Origin of the sequence: Saccharothrix obliqua (assembly GCF_019375475.1) — a bacterium.
Lineage (GTDB): Bacteria > Actinomycetota > Actinomycetes > Mycobacteriales > Pseudonocardiaceae > Actinosynnema > Actinosynnema obliqua.
On record NZ_JAHXGQ010000003.1, the window covers coordinates 722,529 to 741,177 of the forward strand.

The 18,649-nt window shown below is 72.6% G+C and carries 12 protein-coding genes and 1 riboswitch; of the genes, 6 read left to right on the plus strand and 6 right to left on the minus strand.

Annotated features, from left to right (window positions below; all coding sequences use genetic code 11):
• Positions 1-4: 4 nt before the first annotated feature.
• Positions 5-1,600 (minus strand): ABC-F family ATP-binding cassette domain-containing protein, encoded by a 1,596-nt coding sequence (locus KZQ38_RS12870; protein ID WP_219441518.1) that lies wholly within the window; start codon positions 1,598-1,600, stop codon positions 5-7.
• A 921-nt stretch (positions 1,601-2,521) separates the two neighbouring features.
• Between KZQ38_RS12870 and KZQ38_RS12875 the strand changes: the two genes are divergently transcribed.
• The 6 genes from KZQ38_RS12875 (at position 2,522) to KZQ38_RS12900 (ending at position 12,387) form a co-directional block, all read left to right on the plus strand.
• The gene (locus KZQ38_RS12875) at positions 2,522-5,638 is read left to right on the plus strand and encodes an amidohydrolase family protein (RefSeq protein WP_219441519.1); all 3,117 of its coding nucleotides are present in this window, start codon (positions 2,522-2,524) and stop codon (positions 5,636-5,638) included.
• A 132-nt stretch (positions 5,639-5,770) separates the two neighbouring features.
• Complete coding sequence (locus KZQ38_RS12880) at positions 5,771-6,418, plus strand: lytic polysaccharide monooxygenase auxiliary activity family 9 protein (protein ID WP_219441521.1); 648 nt, start codon at positions 5,771-5,773, stop codon at positions 6,416-6,418.
• 275 nt (positions 6,419-6,693) lie between these two features.
• A riboswitch (cobalamin riboswitch) is annotated at positions 6,694-6,902 on the plus strand.
• 120 nt (positions 6,903-7,022) lie between these two features.
• A complete protein-coding gene (locus KZQ38_RS12885; RefSeq protein ID WP_308258365.1) occupies positions 7,023-9,704 on the plus strand; it encodes a ribonucleoside-diphosphate reductase subunit alpha in 2,682 nt (893 codons plus the stop codon).
• Complete coding sequence (locus KZQ38_RS12890; protein WP_219441523.1) at positions 9,701-10,771, plus strand: ribonucleotide-diphosphate reductase subunit beta; 1,071 nt, start codon at positions 9,701-9,703, stop codon at positions 10,769-10,771. Before KZQ38_RS12885 ends, KZQ38_RS12890 begins: the two co-directional genes overlap by 4 nt.
• 78 nt (positions 10,772-10,849) lie before the next feature.
• Complete coding sequence (locus KZQ38_RS12895) at positions 10,850-11,383, plus strand: SigE family RNA polymerase sigma factor (RefSeq protein WP_219441525.1); 534 nt, start codon at positions 10,850-10,852, stop codon at positions 11,381-11,383.
• On the plus strand, positions 11,380-12,387 hold the full coding sequence (locus KZQ38_RS12900) for an LCP family protein (protein WP_219441527.1): 1,008 nt from the start codon (positions 11,380-11,382) through the stop codon (positions 12,385-12,387). The genes KZQ38_RS12895 and KZQ38_RS12900 overlap by 4 nt, the downstream gene beginning before the upstream one ends.
• A gap of 37 nt (positions 12,388-12,424) precedes the next feature.
• Here the strand turns inward: KZQ38_RS12900 and KZQ38_RS37035 are convergent, their stop codons facing one another.
• The 5 genes from KZQ38_RS37035 to KZQ38_RS12925 all read right to left on the minus strand — a co-directional run bounded on the left by KZQ38_RS37035 (position 12,425) and on the right by KZQ38_RS12925 (position 18,645).
• A complete protein-coding gene (locus KZQ38_RS37035) occupies positions 12,425-14,665 on the minus strand; it encodes a zinc metalloprotease (RefSeq protein ID WP_219441529.1) in 2,241 nt (746 codons plus the stop codon).
• Positions 14,662-15,300 carry a peptidoglycan-binding protein gene (locus KZQ38_RS12910; RefSeq protein ID WP_219441531.1) on the minus strand — a complete coding sequence of 213 codons (639 nt, stop codon included), beginning with the start codon at positions 15,298-15,300 and terminating at the stop codon, positions 14,662-14,664. The genes KZQ38_RS37035 and KZQ38_RS12910 overlap by 4 nt, the downstream gene beginning before the upstream one ends.
• A gap of 189 nt (positions 15,301-15,489) precedes the next feature.
• Positions 15,490-16,746, minus strand: a complete 1,257-nt coding sequence (locus tag KZQ38_RS12915) for a signal peptidase I (RefSeq protein WP_219441533.1) — start codon at positions 16,744-16,746, stop codon at positions 15,490-15,492.
• 79 nt (positions 16,747-16,825) lie between these two features.
• Positions 16,826-17,410 carry a hypothetical protein gene (locus KZQ38_RS12920; protein WP_219441535.1) on the minus strand — a complete coding sequence of 195 codons (585 nt, stop codon included), beginning with the start codon at positions 17,408-17,410 and terminating at the stop codon, positions 16,826-16,828.
• A 185-nt stretch (positions 17,411-17,595) separates the two neighbouring features.
• Positions 17,596-18,645 (minus strand): S1C family serine protease, encoded by a 1,050-nt coding sequence (locus KZQ38_RS12925; protein WP_308258366.1) that lies wholly within the window; start codon positions 18,643-18,645, stop codon positions 17,596-17,598.
• Positions 18,646-18,649: the final 4 nt, after the last annotated feature.

Sequence of the window (18,649 nt, forward strand, 5' to 3'; positions counted from 1 at the left end):
CGGGTCAGGCGAGGGCGACCAGCTCCCGGTACTCCTCGCCCCACAGGTCCTCGTCCGCGTCCGGCAGGAGCAGCACGCGGTCGGGGCGCAGGGCGTCCACCGCGCCCTCGTCGTGCGTGACCATGACGATCGCGCCGGGGTAGCCGTCGATCGCGGCCAGCACCTCGTCCCGGGAGGCGGGGTCGAGGTTGTTCGTCGGCTCGTCCAGCAGCAGCACGTTCGCACCCGAGTGCACGAGGCCCGCGAGCGCGAGCCGCGTCTTCTCGCCACCGGACAAGACCCCGGCGGGCTTGTCGACGTCGTCCCCGGTGAACAGGAACGCGCCGAGCACGCGGCGCACCTCGTCGTCGGACAGGTGCGGTGCGACGTCGGCCAGGTTCTGGCGGACCGAGCGGGCGCGGTCGAGGGTGTCGTGCTCCTGGGCGAAGTAACCCAGTCGGAGGCCGTGCCCCGGCACCACGCGCCCGGAATCCGGCTGCTCCCGCCCCGCCAGCAACCGCAGCAGCGTGGTCTTGCCCGCGCCGTTGAAGCCGAGCACGACCAGGCGGCTGCCCCGGTCCACGGCGAGGTCCACGCCACGCAGCACCTGGTGGTCGCCGTACGCCTTGGCGAGGCGGATCGCGCCGAGCGGCACCCGCCCGCACGGCGCGGGTTCCGGCAGCCGGATGCGGGCCACCTTCTCCCGGTGCCGCACCGGTTCCAGGTCGGCCAGCAGGCGGTCCGCGCGGCGGGCCATGTTGCGGGCCGCGACCGCGGTGGCGACCCGGGCACGCATCCGGTCGGCCTGCGCGTGCAGCGCCGCGGCCTTCCGCTCGGCGTTGGCGCGTTCCCGGCCGCGTCGCCGTTCGTCGGTGTCGCGTTGCGCGAGGTACGTCGTCCAACGCGTGTTGTGGATGTCGACGGTGGCGCGCTGCGGGTCGAGGTGGAACACGCGGTTCACCACGTCGGCGAGCAGCGCGGTGTCGTGGCTGACCAGCACCAGCCCGCCCGCGTGGGAGCGCAGGAAACCACGCAGCCACATGACCGAATCCGCGTCGAGGTGGTTGGTCGGCTCGTCCAGCAAGAGCACGCCGCGGTGCCCGCCGAACAGGATGCGGGCCAACTCGACCCGCCGCCGCTGCCCGCCGGACAACTCGCCCAGCGGCTGTTCCAGCACGCGCGCGGGCAACCCCAGGCCGGCCGCCACGCGTGCGGCCTCGGCCTCGGCCGCGTACCCGCCGCCGGCGAGGAACGCCGCCTCGGCGCGCGAGTAGTCGCGCAACGCGCGGTCCAGGTCGTCGGTCTCGGCCATCGCGGCAGTGGCGGCACGCAGTTCCCGCACCGCCCGGTCCAGGCCGCGCGCGGAGAGGATGCGCTCGGTGACCGGAGTGCTCGGGTCGGCGGCCCGCGAGTCCTGCGGCAGGTACCCGACCGGCGAGGTGGCGGTGACCGTCCCGGAGGCAGGCGCGACCTGCCCCGCGAGCGCGGTGAGCAACGTCGTCTTGCCCGCACCGTTGCGGCCGACAAGGCCGATGCGGTCACCGGGGGAGACGGAAAACGAGAGGTCGGACAACAACAGCCGCGCACCCGCGCGCAGCGAAAGACCACGTACGGTGATCATGTGGTGACGCTCCGAGTCTGTTCAAGGACACACTTCAGGTACGGAAGTGAGTCCCCGGCTAAGAGACGCGGATGGTCGACACCCCTCAACCCTATCCCGCCCCCCACCCCAGCCGCCCCCGATTTCCCCCACCCAGCCCGCGCTCACCTCCGTTGCCCAACGCAAGCCCCAACGCGCCAACCACCCACCCGAGCGGCCGGCACCTCGCTCTCAAGCCCCCCGCCACTCCGCCGCACAAGCACTCGGCCCACTCCTCGCGACCACCCGCCCCGCCACCTGCGAGCGCCTGCTCCGCCGTCTGTGAGTGCCCACCCCACCGCTGGGGACCACGCTCCCCGCCGGTCGCGAGCGCCCGCCCCGCCGCTTACGAGTGCCCGCTCCGCCGTCTCCGAGTGCTCCGCCCGCCGTCTGCGAGCGCTCGATCCGCCGCTGGGAGTGCCCGCTCTGTCGTCCGCGAGTGCCCACCCCACCGCTAGTGCCTGACCCGCCACCTACAGGCGTCCGCCCCGCCGCTCGTGAGCACCCGCCCCTCCACCTGCGGGCGCTCGCCCCGCCACCTGCAAGCACCCGCCCCACCTCTCGCGAGCACCCCGGACCGCCGCTTGCAAGCTCCTGTGTCGCCACCTGCAAGCGCCTGTATCGCAGCCCGCGGGTGCCGGGATCGCCGTCTCTGAGCACCGAAACCGCCCCCTGTGGGCGCCCGGCCGTGGCCCGCGGGCCGTCCGGACCGCCCGGGCCTGTCGCACCCGGCCCGGCTTCAGCGGCAGGAGATTCGCCGGGGCTGCCAAAACTCCACCCACAGGAGTGACTATTCCTTCAGTGCTGACTAAAAGATCAACCCTGTTGTACCGCCGGACGGACCACGCGGAGCAATCAACAAATGGCAATGTGTAACGAAGGTCAAGCACTGAGGGGGCGTCGATGGCACCGCAGGACATGTCACGTCGGGATCTGCTGCTGCGCACCGGCCAAGCGGCGGCGTTGGGGGCGGTGGCCGCTACCGGGACCGCGCCTGCGCTTGCCGAGCCGGGTGGCACGGAGGAGGTGGGCGGTGGTGCGCCGGACGTTGCCGGCGGCAAGCGGGCACGGCTGAGTGAAGGCACCAACATCGCCATCTCCGCGTCACCGGACGGCAAGTGGCTGGCGATGGACCTCGTCACGGCCATCTGGGTGCTGCCGGCCGGCGGTGGCACGGCTCGGCGGCTCACCGACGAATCCCAGGACGCCACCCTGCCCACGTGGTCGCCCGACGGCCGCGAAATCGTCTTCCAGTCCTACCGGGACGGCAACTTCCACCTGTACGCGGTCGACGTGGCGGGCGGCGCGCCGCGGCAGCTCACGCGTGGCCGGTTCGACCACCGCGAGCCGGTGTTCGCCCCGGACGGCAAGCGCATCGCCCTGACCAGCGACCGCGGCGGCCACTACGGGTTGTGGCTGCTCGACATCGCCTCCGGCGACCTCACCGCGCTGACCGGCCCGCCCGACGAGGTGGCCGCCCCGCGCTGGTCGGCGGACGGCACGCGGCTGGTGTTCGCGGTGGACGAGACGGCGGTGGACGTCCTCACGGTGGCGACGGGGGAGCGGCGACGGGTCGTGACCGCGCCCTCGGGCGCACGCCTGTACGGGGCGGCGTTCGGGCCGGGGGACGTCCCCAGCTACACCCTGGTCCGCGGCGGCCGGGCGGATCTCGTGCTGGGTGACCGGCCGGTGACCTCCGGCGAGGACGTGTTCGGGTTCGCCGCCACGTGGGTCGGCGGGTCGGCGTTGTACGCGGCGGACGGTCGCATCCGGTGGCGGGAGCCCGGCGGTGCGGTGCGCGACGTGCCGTTCGAGGCGGTGGTGCCGGTGTCCGCACCCATGCCGCCCCGCCGGGCGTCGGAACCGAGTGGTGGGCCGGTGCGGGGCATCGCGAGCCCGGTGGTGTCGCCGGACGGCGAGCGGATCGCGTTCCGAGCGTTGAACGCGGTGTACGTGGTGCCCATCGGCGGTGGTCGGCCGCGCCGGCTGACCGACGGCGACTGGTTCGACTCGGACCCGGACTTCGCGCCGGACGGCCGGTCGCTGGTGTACTCCAGCGACCGCACCGGGGTGCCGACGTTGCGGCTGCGGGACCTGGGCACCGGTGCGGACCGGGTGCTGGCGGCGTCGGGCGGCGCCCAGACCGCGCCGCGGTTCGCACCGGACGGCCGGCGGGTGGCGTACGTCGACCAGGACGGCGTGGTGTGGGTGTCGGACGTGGCGACCGGCGAGCGCAGGCAGGTTACGCCGCCGCTCTTCATGCCGGGCCGCCCGACGTGGTCGCCGGACGGGCGCGTGCTGGCGCTGGCGGCGGTGAAGCCGTACTCGCGGCGGTTCCGGGAGGGCACCAGCCAGGTGCTGACCGTGGACCTGGCCGGCGGTGAGCTGCGGTACGCGGAGCCGATGCCGTTCCGCTCGATCGCCACGCGTGGTGACGACGGGCCGGTGTGGTCGCCGGACGGCCGGCACCTGGCGTTCGTGGTGGAGAGCGTGGCGTGGGTGGTGCCGGTGGACGCGGCCGGGCGGTTCCTGGGCGAGCCGCGCCAGGTGACCGACGAGGTGACGGACTCGTTGGCGTGGCACGGGTCCGACGCGTTGGTCCACCTGTGCAACGGGGTGCTGCGACGGGTCGGCCTGGCGGGCGGGAAGCGGACGATCCGGCTGGACTTCCAGTGGCGGCGGCCGAAGGAGCCGGAGCGCGTCGTGGTGCGGGTGGACGCCGTGTGGGACGGCGAGTCGGACCGGTTGCGGCGTGACGTGGACATCGTGGTGGAGGGCGGTCGGGTGCGGGAGATCCGGCCGCAGCGAGGTGGTGGGCGGGTGGTGGACGCGCGTGGCCTGGTGGCGATGCCGGGGCTGGTCGACGCGCACAACCACTGGCACCTGCGGGGTCGGCAGTGGGGATCGCGGCAGGGACGGGTGTGGTTGGCGTACGGCATCACGACGACGCGTTCGCCGGGCGACCCGGTCTACCAGTTCGTGGAGACGCGGGAGGCGTTGGCGGCCGGTGCGCTGGTGGGTCCGCGGTTGTTCGGCACGGGCGAGGCGGTCGACGGTTCGCGCGTGTACTACAACTTCATGCGGCCGACGCTGTCGCGCCGCCAGTTGCGGTTGGAGTTGGAGCGCGCGGTCGAACTCGACTACGACCTGGTCAAGACGTACGTGCGGTTGCCGGTGGAGTCGCAGCGGTCGGCGGTGGCGGCGGCCCACCGGGCGGGGCTGCGGTTGACGTCGCACTACCTGTACCCGGCGGCGAACCTGGGCGTGGACGGCATGGAGCACGTCGGCGCGACCAACCGCCTGGGGTACTCGCACACGGTGAGCCGGACGGGCCGGGCCTACCAGGACGTGGTGGAGCTGTTCGGGCGGACGGGCATGTCGGTGACGCCGACGTTGTTCCAGTCGCGGGCCCTGTACGCGGATGACAAGTCCCTTGTGGACGATGAGCGGACGCGAGTCCTGTTCCCGCCGTGGGAGTACCGGCGCTACGTGGCGGAGGCGAACGACGCGGGCCGCCCGGACGCGCCGTTCTCGCGCGCGGTGCTCGCGGGTTGGGTGGACATGGTGTTGCGGGTGCACCGGGCGGGCGGGTTGGTCATCTGCGGCACGGACGCGCCGCTGGACTGGGTGGCGACGGCGACGCACCAGAACCTGCGGGCGATGGTGGAGTACGGGTTCACGCCGTTCGAGGCGTTGACGACGGCGACCCGGAACCCGGCGGCGTGGCTCGGCATGGCGGGCCGGATCGGGACGCTGCGGCCGGGTGCGCACGCGGACATCGCCTTCGTGGCGGGCGATCCGCTGTCCGACATCCGCGCGGCGGCGGCGGTGCGGCAGGTGATGGTGGGTGGTGTGCTGCACCGGGTGGAGGACCTGCTGGCACCGTTCCGGTCGCCGGCGGGAGGAGAGTCGCCGGCTGCGGCGGAATGGCGAGCGGGGTCGGCGTCGGGGGTGGCGGCGGGCGAGCACTGGTGGCATGAGCCGGAGTGGGCCGTGCACGCGTGCTGTGGCGAGTTCTGAGTGGTTACCCGGGGTAGCTGTGTGAAGGGGAGACGTCCGACGATCGGGGGTACCACCACGTTCCACCACCACTCACAATGGTCTAGACCTCTGCGGTCAACAAGCCCAGGCCGCCGCAGAAGGGAGTGTGTGATGGGACTCCGTCGCTCCGCCGCCGTCCTCGCGGCGCTCACCGGCGCCGTGCTGTCGCTCAGCGCGGTGACCGTCGCGCCCGCGTACGCGCACGGCTCGATGAGCAACCCACCCAGCCGGGTCTACCAGTGCTTCACCGAAGGCCCGGAGAGCCCGAAGTCCGCCGCCTGCAAGGCGGCCGTCGCCGTCGGCCAGAGCTGGCCGCTCTACGACTGGGACGAGGTCAACCAGCCCAACGCCAACGGCAAGAGCCGCGAGATCATCCCGGACGGCAAGCTCTGTAGCGCCGGTCGGGACAAGTACAAGGGGCTCGACCTGCCGCGTGCCGACTGGCCGGCCACCACCCTGCCCGCGAGCGGGGCGTACACGTTCAAGTACAAGGCCACCGCCCGGCACCCCGGCACGTTCGAGATGTACGTGACGAAGCCGGGTTACGACCCGACCAAGCCGCTGAAGTGGTCGGACCTGGAGGACACGCCGTTCTACAAGCAGCTGAACCCGCCGGTGGTGAGCGGCGCGTACCAGTTGCAGGCGAACCTGCCCGCCGGGCGCACCGGCCGCCACCTGGTCTACTCGATCTGGCAGCGCCACTACCCGGACAGCGGTGAGGCGTTCTACACCTGCTCGGACGTGGTGTTCGGCGGTTGACCGCACCGCGGCCCCCGGTTCGGTCGGCCGGGCCGGGGGCCGTGCGCGCCGCCGGTCTGTGGTGACGCGCTCCGGTTCGGTCAGCCGGCCCGGGGCTGTGCTCGCCGCCGGCCGATGACGCGCGCCCTGGTTCGGTCTGCCGAGCGGGGCTGTGTGCACTGCCCGCCTGTGGCGAGACGCGCCTCATGCCCGCTCTACCGAGCGGCGGCCGAGCGGCGGCCTGTGGCGACACGCGCCTCATGTGGGGGTGCTGCGCGAGCCGATCTACAACATGTAGTGTTCCTGCCGTCGATGGTTCCGCACCCCTCCCGGGGCGCGGAGGCAAGAGGGAACCCGGTGTGAATCCGGGACTGCCCCGCAGCGGTGAGTGGAAACGACCGCCGTCATCAGCACTGCGCGTCACGCGTGGGAAGCGACGGCCAGTAGGTCCGGTTCCGACCGGGTGTCCGCGAGTCCGAAGACCTGCCATCGGTGCGCGTGCCACCCGGCGCGCGCGTGTCCGGGGCCTCGTGGGCGGGCCGACGCGGATCAGCGTGCCGTCGTGCGCGCGCATCTGTGGCACCCCCGCGTGCTCCGGGCCCTTCAGGCTCGCGAGGAGAGGGCTGTGTCGACCACAACCACGGGCACGGTCGCGGCGAAGGTGATCCGCCGCGACGGCAGTGTCGCGGAGTTCGATCCCACCAAGGTCGCGGCGGCGATGACGAAGGCGTTCCTGGCCGTGGAGGGGGAGCCGCGGCGCCCCCTGGTGGCCGGGTTGGCGGAGGAGGTGGCGTCGGCGCTGCTCCGCCCGGACGCCGTGCTGCACGTCGAGCAGGTGCGGGACCAGGTGGAACGGGTGCTGGTGCGTGTCGGGCACCACCGGGTGGCGCGCGCGTACGCGTCGTACCGGGAGGAACCGGGGATCCGGGTGCGGGGCGCGGCGGGGCTGGAGCCGCTGGACTGGGCGGACGTGGCGCGGGTGGTCGGCGAGGCGTGTGCCGGCCTGCCCGACGTGACGCCGGCGCCGGTGCTGGCGGAGACCCGCCGCAACCTGTACGACGGGATCACCGCCGACGAACTGGCGGTGGCACGGGTGATGGCCGCGCGGACGCTGGTGGAGACCGAGCCGAACTACTCGTTCGTCGCCGCCCGGCTGCTGCTGGACGGGCTGCGTCGCGAGGTCGCCGACCACCTCGGCGTCCCGGCGCGGTCCTATCCGGACTACTTCCCCGCGTACGTGCGGCACGGGATCGCGGTGGAGCGGCTGGACCCGGAGCTGGCCGCGTTCGACGTCGAGCGGCTGGCGCGGGCCATCCGGCCGGAACGGGACCTGGCGTTCGACTTCCTCGGCCTGCGAACCCTGTGCGACCGGTACTTCCTGCACGACCGCGGCGTCCGGTACGAGCTGCCGCAGGCGTTCTTCATGCGGGTCGCGATGGGGTTGGCGTTGCGCGAGGACGACCGCGAGGCGCGTGCGGTCGAGTTCTACGAGCTGTTGTCCTCGTTCGACTTCATGTGCTCGACGCCGACGCTGTTCAACTCCGGCACGACCCGTCCGCAGCTCTCGTCGTGCTTCCTGACCACGGTCGACGACGACCTGGAGAGCATCTTCCAGGGATACCGGAACAACGCGTTGCTGGCGAAGTATTCGGGCGGGTTGGGCAACGACTGGACGCCGGTGCGCGGCATGGGCGCGCACATCAAGGGCACCAACGGCGAGTCGCAGGGCGTCGTGCCGTTCCTGAAGATCGCCAACGACACGGCGGTCGCGGTGAACCAGGGCGGCAAGCGCAAGGGCGCGGCGTGCGCGTACCTGGAGACGTGGCACATCGACGTCGAGGAGTTCCTGGACCTGCGCAAGAACACCGGTGACGACCGGCGGCGCACGCACGACATGAACACGGCCAACTGGGTGCCCGACGAGTTCCTGCGCCGCGTCGAGGCCGACGCCGACTGGACCCTGTTCTCGCCCGACGAGACGCCCGACCTGCACGACTCGTACGGCCGGGAGTTCGCCGCGCGGTACCGCGCCCACGAGGCCGCCGCCGACCGGGGCGAGATCCGCGTGGTCAAGAGGGTCCGGGCGGTGGACCTGTGGCGGCGGATGCTGACCGCCTTGTTCGAGACCGGGCACCCGTGGATCACGTTCAAGGACCCGTGCAACCTGCGGTCGCCGCAGCAGCACGCCGGTGTGGTGCACTCGTCCAACCTGTGCACCGAGATCACGCTGAACACCAGCGCGGACGAGGTGGCCGTGTGCAACCTCGGTTCGGTGAACCTGGCCAACCACGTGACGGCCGAGGGCCTGGACGGGGACAGGCTGCGGCGGACCGTGCACACGGCCGTGCGGATGCTCGACAACGTCGTGGACATCAACTACTACACCATCCCGGAGGCCCGCCGCTCGAACCTGCGGCACCGGCCGATCGGCCTGGGGCTGATGGGTTTCACCGACGCGTTGCACGCCCAACGCCTGCCGTACGCGTCGCCGGAGGCGGTGGAGTTCGCCGACCGGAGCACGGAGGCGATCAGCTACCACGCCATCTCCGCGTCGGTCGACCTGGCGGCGGAACGCGGCCGGTACGAGACGTTCGACGGTTCCCTGTGGAGCCGGGGCGTCCTGCCGATCGACTCGGTCGAGCTGCTGGCGCACGCGCGTGGCGCGGATCTCGACGTGGACCGCTCGACCACCCTGGACTGGGCCGCGCTGCGGGACCGGGTGCGCGTGGTCGGGATGCGCAACTCGAACGTCATGGCGATCGCGCCGACCGCGACCATCTCCAACATCTGCGGCGTGGGCCAGTCCATCGAGCCGCTGTACCGCAACCTGTACGTGAAGTCGAACATGTCCGGCGACTTCACCGTGCTCAACCGCCACCTGGTCGCGGACCTGAAGCGCCTGGGCCTCTGGGACGAGGCGATGGTGGCGGACCTGAAGTTCCACGACGGCGCGCTGGCCGCGGTCGACCGCGTGCCCGCCGACCTGAAGGCGTTGTACGCCACCGCTTTCGAGATGTCGTCGGAGTGGCTGGTGGAGGCCGCGTCGCGGCGGCAGAAGTGGCTCGACCAGGCGCAGTCGCTGAACCTGTACGTCGCCGCACCCAACGGCCGCGCGTTGGACGAGTTGTACCGGCTGGCGTGGCGCAAGGGGTTGAAGACGACGTACTACCTGCGCTCGACCAGTGCCACCCACGTGGAGAAGAGCACCCTGCGCGGCACCGACGGCAGGTTGACCGGTGTCGCACCCGTCCTGCCGCAGGCCGCCGCCTGCTCCGTGGAAGACCCCGATTGCGAGGCGTGCCAGTGACCGCGAACACCCCCGACACTTCCGGCCTGGGCGCCATCGAGCGCGGCGGGGACCGCGTGCGCGTGGACGACAAGGCGATGATCAACGCGCGTGCCGACGTCAACCAGTTGCTGCCGCTGAAGTACCACTGGGCGTGGGACAAGTACCTGGCGGGCTGCGCGAACCACTGGATGCCGACCGAGGTGTCCATGCAGGCCGACATCGCGCTGTGGCGCTCGCCGACCGGGCTCACCGACGACGAGCGGCACGCGATCAAGCGCAACCTCGGGTTCTTCGCCACGTCGGAGTCGTTGGTGGCCAACAACATCGTGCTCGCGGTGTACCGGCACCTCACCAACCCCGAGTGCCGCCAGTACCTGCTGCGGCAGGCGTTCGAGGAAGCCGTGCACACCCACACCTTCGAGTACGTCTGCGCATCGCTCGGCCTGGACGAGGGCGAGCTGTTCAACATGTACCGCGAGGTGCCGTCGATCACCGACAAGGCCGCCTGGGCGCTGGACTACACGCGACACCTGGAGGACCCGGAGTTCCGCACCGGCACGCCCGAGACCGATCAGGCGTTCCTGCGCGACCTCGTGGCGTTCTACGTCGTGTTCGAGGGCATGTGGTTCTACACCGGGTTCGCGCAGATCCTCTCCCTGGGGCGGCGCAACAAGATGGTGGGCGTCGCCGAGCAGTACCAGTACATCCTGCGGGACGAGTCCATCCACCTGAACTTCGGCATCGACGCGATCAACCAGATCAGGATCGAGAACCCGCACCTGTGGAGCGAGGCGTTCCAGGCGCAGATCCGCACCATGCTCGGCGAGGCGTGTGAGCTGGAGGTCGCCTACGGGCGGGACACCATGCCCAACGGGCTGCTCGGGCTCAACTCCGGGCTGTGCGAGCAGTACATGCGGTTCATCACCAACCGGCGGTGCGCGCAGCTCGGCCTGGCCCCGGTGTTCGGGCCGGTCGACAACCCGTTCCCGTGGATGTCCGAGGCGATGGACCTGAAGAAGGAGAAGAACTTCTTCGAGACCCGCGTGACCGAGTACGCCTCGGGGTCCTCGCTCGCCTGGGACTGACCGGCGAACCCCCTCGATTCCGAGGTGAACCACGTCACAGCGTTCAATGTGACGAGGGGTCGAGGGGGTTTCCGGGGCGTGGATGACAGTTCGGCAGAGTGGACCCGCGCGGGGGACGGCTTCGACGGGTTCGTCGCCGCTCGGCTCGACCGGCTCCTGCGTTACGCCACCGCCATGACCTGCGACAAGCACCTCGCGCAGGACATCGTGCAGGACGTGCTGCTGCGTGCGCAGAGCCGGTGGGAGCGGATCGCGGCGATGGACGCGCCCTACCTCTACCTCAAGCGGATGGTGACCAACGAGTACCTGTCGTGGCGGCGGCGCCGCGCGGCGCGGGACGTGTCCTCGTCGCACGCGGCGCTGGACGTGGTCGCGCCGGTCGTGCCCGACCACGCCGCGCGGCACGCCGAACGCGACGCGATGCGGGCGCGGATAGCGGTCCTGCCGCGCAAGCAGCGGGCGGCGATCGTGCTGCGTTACTACGAGGACAGCCCGGACGAGGAGATCGCCGCCGTCCTCGGCTGCACGGTCGGCACCGTGCGCAGTCACATCTCCCGCGCGCTGAAGACGTTGCGGGCCAACGAGAACAAGCCCGTGGAGGTGCTGCGGTGACCGATCAGGAACAGCTCATCCGCGAGGCGCTCGCGGCGGAGGCCGCCGAGGCCGCGGACACCCGCGACGTGCTGGCCGCCCTGTACCGGGGCCGGGCACGCAGGCGGCGTCCGCTCGCGTTGATCGCCGCCGCCGCGGTCACCACCGCCGCGGCCGCCGTGGCGGTCGTCGTCCCGCTCACCGCCGGTCACACCGCCGCGCCGCCGGTCGAGGCGGGCACGTCGTCCGGGCCGCGGAACGTGCTGCTGGTCGGCGTGGACGACGGTGGGCGTGCCGACACGGTGATGCTCGCCCACGTCGGCGGGCCGAACGGCATCGCCGTGGTGTCGCTGCCGAGGGACACGCGTGTCGACGTGCCCGGCCGCGGCCCGGTGAACCTGGCTTCCACCTACTCGACCGAGGACCGCGTGCAGGGGCTCAAGAACGCGGTGGAGTCGCTGACCGGCGTGCGCGTCGACCACCACGCCGCCGTGGAGACCCGGGCTTTCGGGGCGTTGGCCGACGCCGTGGGCGGTGTCGAGGTGTGCCTCAAGGCCGCCGTGGACGACCCGTTCTCCGGTGCGTCGCTGCCCGCCGGGCGGCAGGAGCTGAACGGGGAGCAGGCGTTGGCGTTCCTGCGGCAGCGTCGCGGCCTGCCGCGGGGCGACCTGGACCGCGTCGTGCGCCAGCAGGCGTTCCTGCGGGCCGCGAGCGCCAAGGTGCTCGACCGGTCGGTGCTCGGCGACCCGGCGAAGCTCGCCGCGCTGGTGGACGTCGCCCGCGCCGGTGTGCGCACCGACGAGGGCTGGGACCTGCTCGCGTTCGCCCGCGACCTCACCCCGGGCACGGCGGTGCGTGCCGCGACGATCCCGGTGGGTGATACCCCCGAGATCGAGGACGGCAAGCCGCTGCTGGCCGTCGACCCGGCCGAGGTCCGCCGGTTCTACGCCGGGTTCACCGCGGGGCAGGCCACCGGCGGCGGCACGCCGACCGGCACCCCCGCCGGTGACGACTGCGTCGACTGACCACCGTGCGGCGGCCCCGGCCGGGGCCGCCGCACGGTCAGCTCGACGGCGTCGGTGACGCAGGCGTGCTCTCGGTGGACGGCGGCGGGGTGGTGGTCGTGCTGCCCGGCGCCTCCGTCGTCGTGGGCGGGGTGGTGGTCGTCAGCGGTGGCGGCGTGACCACCGGGGGAGCCGCCGTCGACGTCGTCGCGACGACCGGCGTGGTGCTCCGCGACGGCGGAACGCCCTCCCGCCGCAGCACGTCCAGCAGTTGCGCCTTGGCGTTCTCCAACGCCTCCTGCACCTGCTGCGCCGTCATGCCGGGGATGTCCCGCGCCAACCGCGACAACCCGGCCCACACCCGCTCCAACTCGGCTTTCGCCTGCGGGCTGAGGTCTTCGGGCAGGGTGACCACCAGTTGCGCGGCCAGCGCGAAGGTCACGCACTCGACGCACGCCTGGTTGACGGCCACGGCGATGTTCTCCGGCACCACCACGTCCGCCTGACCGATCACGAACACCACCTGGAACGCGACGGCCACCGTGGTGCAGCCGCGGCACGAGGCCAGCGCCCACGCCTCGTTCCGGTTGTCCACCACGCCGTCGGTCTCCCACACCAGCGCGAAGCTCACCTGGTAGCGGACCGCGCCGTCGGTCGTGTTGACCACCAGCGCCTGGTTGTCGCCCGCCCCCGGTGGCGCGGGCAGGTCGAACGGGAACACCAGGGTCGGCGCGCCGCTCGCCTCGTCGACCGGCACGAGCACCGTGGCGAGCAGCGGCTCGTCCTTGGTGGGCAGTGGTTTCCCGGCGGGCCACGCCGTCCGCGCCGGCACGGGCGACGCCACGGGCGCGGGTGTCGGGCGTGGTTGCTCCGCCACGTCCCGCACGGCCTCGGTGACCGTGCCGCGCTCGCCGGGCTCGATCGGCCGGTAGCGGTCCGGGCGCGGCCACCACGCCCACAGCAGGCCCGCGACGACGGCCAGGCCGCACAACACCACCAGCGCGCGTCGTCCCGGCCGGCCTTCGCCGGCACGCCAGGCCCGCACGCACACCCGCCGCACGAGCCGCGCCAGCAGCAGGCCGATGCCCAGCACGGGCAGGGCGATCGCGGCGATGCCGAGCACGTGCACCAGCAGCAGCGCCACGTCGCCGCCGGCCAGGGCCGCGCTCGCGGAACCCCACCGCGCGCCGACGCCCTGCCACGCCGTCGCCACCACGCGCGGGAACGCCAGCACCATCAACGCCGTGGCGAACAACAGCAGCGGCACGACGACGAGCACCCACGTCGTGACCACGGCACGTGCCCACGGCTTGAGCACCCCCGCCGCCGCCCGGTGCCGGCGCAGCGGCAGCAGCCCCAGCAGCGTGGGCTTGATGTGCCGGAACAGGTCCGGCACGCCGGTGAGGTCCGCGAGCACGTGGTAGCCGTCGTACCGCACCACCGGCGCGAGCTGGTGCGCCATCTGCCCGATCTGCGCGGCCACGACCAGCAGCAGCGCGTCCCACCCGGACAGCCACCAGACCCCGTACCAGCCGACCGCCACCAGGGCGTTGAAGTACAGGCCGCCCAGGTCGGTGCGCAGCCGCCCGGCGCGGCCGAGCCGGTAGCTGTCGGTGACGTCGGTGTAGAAGGCGGGCCACAGCAGGTACAGGCCGAAGCCCATCGCGCCGGGTGTCGCGCCGCCGTACCGGGCCGCCGCGGCGTGCCCGAACTCGTGCCACCCGGCCGAGAGCACGGTGACCGCGAACACGAGCAGCAGCAAGCCGGGTTCGTGGAACGCCTGGCGGGTCGCGCCCGCCAGGCCGCGCTCGAACAACACCCGGTACGCCACCACCACGAAGGCCGCCAGCACCACCGCGACCACCGCGGGGTGGAACAGGCGGGCGAACGGCGCGGTGATCCGCCTGGTCACCGCGGGTTCGGTCACCACGCGGCGCAGGCGCAAGCCCAGCAGCGGCACGGCCGCGCGCCGCTCCGGCTCCGCGCCGTCGGGCAGCCTCAGCACGCCGAGCGGCATGAGCTTCGTGGTCAGCAGCACCCGCACGTCGTCCGGTGTCACCGACCTGCCCGCGGCGCGACCGACGCGGGCGGCGATCTCCGCGTGGTCGGCGTGCCCGTCGACCGCCTCCAGCACCCGGTACAGCAGCGGTGTCAGCTGGAGGACCTGCCCGTCGGCGCGGCGGACCAGGGCGGGTGGGCGGCGGTAGCCGGAGCCCCGCAACTCGCCGACCAGTTCGACGCCTCGCGCGCGGTGGGGCACCGCCGCGTCCCGCGCGGGCGCGGTCACGGGCTCGCTCACTGGTCGATGTCGGACCTCTGGTCGGCGTTCGCCTCCGCGGTCCCGTCGATGACCTGCTGGATGACGGCCTGCTGCTTGGCGACGGCGGTCGCCTCGGAGTCGACCGAGCCGATGTTCGCGGCCACCGAGGCGTCGATCGGCGCGGCCACGTTGGCGTTCGCGGCGACGGCGCCGTTGATCGGCGCGGCCAGGTCCAGGTCGGCGGCCAGGTCGACGTCCACGTTGAGCAGGCCGCCGTCGAGCGCCGTGCCCGGGTCGGTCGGCACGGCCGCGGCCGCCGGCCGGTCGGCGGGTTCGGCCGCCGCGGGCGGGTTGGTCTGGTCGATGGCGCTGTCCTGGTCGGAGTTGGCGACCGCCTCGCCGGTGATGCCCTGCTGGATGGCGACGCCCTGGTCGGACAACGCCTGCGCGGTGGACCCCTCGGACAGCACGTTCGCCCCGACCGCGGCGTCGATCGGGGCGGCGACGTTGGCGTTGGCGGCGAGCGCCAGACCGATCGGCGCGGCCAGGTCGAGGCCGAGGTCCAGGTCCACGTTCAGGTCCAGCAGCGAGTAGACCTCCTTGTCCGGCAACGCGGTGCCGCCCTCGGCGGCCAGCTCGTCGTTCGACAGCGGGGGCAGGTTCGCCGCACTCATCCGTGGCTCCTCCGTCGGGTCGCCCGGCCGGTCCGGTCCGGCCGGTGGTGGGTGACCACTACCCGGGTCGGCGGCGGTGAAACGGGGTGCGGCGGCGTGGCCCCGGAATCGGGTCGGAAAACCCTCCCGGCGGCGTGCGCGCGTTGGTCCGAACGGACGGACCGGAGGTGAAGAAAATTCGGAACCCGCTCAGCGGGCGTTGTAGTGCGCCTGGATCCGCGCACCCGTCAACGCACGCGGGTAGATGGCGACCTCGTCCAGCGCGCCGAGGTACGGCCGGCCCGCCGGCGTGCCCTCCGCCCCGGCGAAGGACACGGTCGAGGCGGGCACCGAGTGGCCGGGCGCGCGCAGCGGCACCGCCGGGCTGGACTTGCCGTTCACGTACACCTGCGCGGTGCTCGACGTCACCACGATCGCGACGTGCTGCCACGTGCTGTTGGTCAGGTAGCCCGACGCGAGGGTCATCGCGCCCGACGTGGCGGTCTCCTGCAACGCGATCTCGCCGCCGACCAGCACGACGCGGTAGCTCGCCGAGCTGCCCGCCGCCACGAACTGGGACAGCGTGCCCTCCGTCGACCGGTAGTCGGCGTTGATGAACGCCTCCCAGGTGAACACCGAGGACACCGGGCGCGCGGTCGTGGTCGTGAAGCCGATGGCGGTGTTCGACGGGAACGCCGCGGCCTTCGCGGACGGGGTGGAGGTCAGCGCGCCGGGCACGCCGTACTGCGGCGAGCCCCGGAACTGCGCGTGGTAGCCGTTGCCGGACGAGTCGTTGGCGGTGGGCCCGGCGGTCTCCTCGAGGCGGTAGTAATACTGCGGCTTGTCGGCCAGCACGGCCGACGGGTACGCGGGCAGGGCGGCGGTCTTCCAGCTCGCGGCGGTCCCGGTGGTGGCGACGAAACCGGCCCGCGCCGTCGTCACACCGACGACGACCAGCACGACCAGCGCCGTCCCGGCGGCCACGGCCTGCCGCGTGGTGCGCGGCCCCCGGCCGAACGCGCCCGCCGTGAGCAGCGACAACACGCCCGCGGTGGCGAGCAGCGGCAGCCAGCGGCCCTCGTTGACCCAGGTCACCGGCAGGCCCGCCCACGGTATGCGCAGGCGTGCCAGGCCGCGCACGTTCTCCGCCGGCACCGGGGTGGGGTCCGGCGACGCGTTCGCGTCGCCCTTCGTCACCAGGGTCCGGTCGGTGTTCACCGTGAGCACCCGGTGCAGCAGCGTCCGGTCGTTCGGTCCCGGATCGGCGAACAGGACGATCTGCCCGGCGGCGACCTCGTCGCCGGTGATCGGCGACGCCACCACGACGTCACCGCGGTCGATGCGCGGCGTCATCGAGCCGGACACGACGGCCGTGCTCTGCCAACCGATCAACAGCGGCAGCACGGACCACAGCACGAGGCCGACCACAGCGCCGAGCACCGCGCGGCAGACCGCCTGCCCGGCCACGAACGGCCAGGTCTCGGCGGGCTGCCGCGCGGTGCTCTCGCGATGTCTGATCGGTCGGCCCTCGGCTCTCCGGGTCCGGTCAGGAAGCCGCGATGGTCTCGGCGGCCCAGGTGAACGTGACGCCGGTGTGCTGGCCCATCAGGCCCGAGGTGTCGCCGGTCGGCGCGAAGTTGTACGAGATCCGGAAGGTCTTGTCGACCGAGCCGGGCGTCTGGTAGCCGAGCACGCCGTTGGCGTACGCGCCGATCGCGTCGAACTCGGCGAGGGTGCCGGTCCACCGCGCGTTCTGGTCCGCGGTGAACGACGCGCCGGTGCCGGTGCCGCGCTGGATGTTCAGCGTGATGTTGCGGGCCAGCGCGCCGGTCGGCTCGACCGGGGACGTGGCGAACATCCGGATGTCCGACGGGTAGTCACCCGTGTACTTGACGACGACTTCCTGGCTCTCACCCGTGTTCGGCGCGAGCTTGTCGACCGCGAACACCGCCTGACCCTCGTGGTCGTTGGTCAGGTTGATCGTGCCGGTGCTCCAGGTGTTCGACTGCGTCGAGGTCTGCGCGGAGAACGCGGCCTGCGATGCGAACAGCACGAGCACACCGGACAGCAGGATGCCCAGCGGTGCCGCGACGTACCGGGCGACGGCCTTGGTTCGGGTCGACTTGCTCATCACTCTCATTTCCTCCGAGGACTGGCGGATCCATCCTATGTAGAGGAACGCGCGACCCGGCCGGTTCTTATCCCGGATCACGGGTGAGCCGGCCCACCGTGAGCCGGCGCACTGATCGAATTTCCCTTTGATGATCGGGATTCCGGGTGCGGTGAAGATCCACAGTGGAGTGACCGGGCGGGCGGTCACAGCTCGCCGAGGGTGACGTCGAGGGTGGTGGTGCCCGAGTCGCGCAGCACCTCGACCCGCACGCGCTCGCCCGGCTTGCGCGCGGCCAGCGCCCGGTTGAGGTCGGCGATGGTCGGGGTGGCGGTGTCACCGAGCTTGGTGACCACGTCGCCGGGCCGGATGCCCGCCTGCCGCGCCGCGCCGCCGTCCTGCACGGAGACCACGCCGACACCGACGCCCTTGCGCCCGCGGTCGATCACGGTGCGGCCGGTGATGCCCAGCGCCGCGCGGCCGGAGTCGGTGACCTTGCCGTCGCGGACGATCTGGTCGGCGATGCGCTTGACGGTGTTGACCGAGATCGCGAAGCCGATCCCGGGCGCCGCGCCGCCGAGCTGCTGGTCGGTGGCGGCCAGCGTCGGGATGCCGATCACCGCGCCGCTCATGTCGACCAGCGCGCCACCGCTGTTGCCGGGGTTGATGGGCGCGGAGGTCTGGATCAGGTCGGTGATGGTCGTGCCCGGCACACCGCCCGCGCTCGGCTCGGAGACGGTGCGGCCCAGCGCCGAGACGATGCCGTTGGACACGCTGCTGGACAGGCCCAGCGGGTTGCCCATGGCCAGCACGAGCTGCCCCACCCGCAGCTGCCCCGAGTCGCCGAACCGCGCCGGCGAGGACGGCAGCGGGCCGTCCACCCTGATGACCGCCAGGTCCTCCGGCGGGTGGCTGGCCACCAGCGTCGCCGAGTGCGGCGTGCTGTCGTTGGCGAACGCGACCTGGAACTCGGTCGCGGTGCCGACGACGTGGGCGTTGGTGACGATGTGGCCCTTGTCGTCGTACAGCACGCCCGAGCCGAGGCCGTCCCTGGTGTTGATCTGCACCACCGACGGCAGGGTGTCGTGCACCACCTTCTCGTAGCCCTGCTCCAGCGCCGCGGTCGACGCCGCCGCCGAAGCGGACGTCGAGGGCGCGGGTGCGCCGCCGGTCGCGGTGTCGCTCGGGGTGCAGGCCCCGATCACGACCGCGCACGCGAGGCCCGCGCCGATCCGCGTCACCAGGTGTCGGTCCACAGCC

Excerpts from the sequence above, each read along its gene's own strand:
- KZQ38_RS12870 (WP_219441518.1), bottom strand. The coding sequence starts at position 1,600 with ATGATCACCGTACGTGGTCTTTCGCTGCGCGCGGGTGCGCGGCTGTTG.
- KZQ38_RS12875 (WP_219441519.1), top strand. The coding sequence starts at position 2,522 with ATGGCACCGCAGGACATGTCACGTCGGGATCTGCTGCTGCGCACCGGC.
- KZQ38_RS12880 (WP_219441521.1), top strand. The coding sequence starts at position 5,771 with ATGGGACTCCGTCGCTCCGCCGCCGTCCTCGCGGCGCTCACCGGCGCC.
- KZQ38_RS12910 (WP_219441531.1), bottom strand. The coding sequence starts at position 15,300 with ATGAGTGCGGCGAACCTGCCCCCGCTGTCGAACGACGAGCTGGCCGCC.
- KZQ38_RS12920 (WP_219441535.1), bottom strand. The coding sequence starts at position 17,410 with ATGAGCAAGTCGACCCGAACCAAGGCCGTCGCCCGGTACGTCGCGGCA.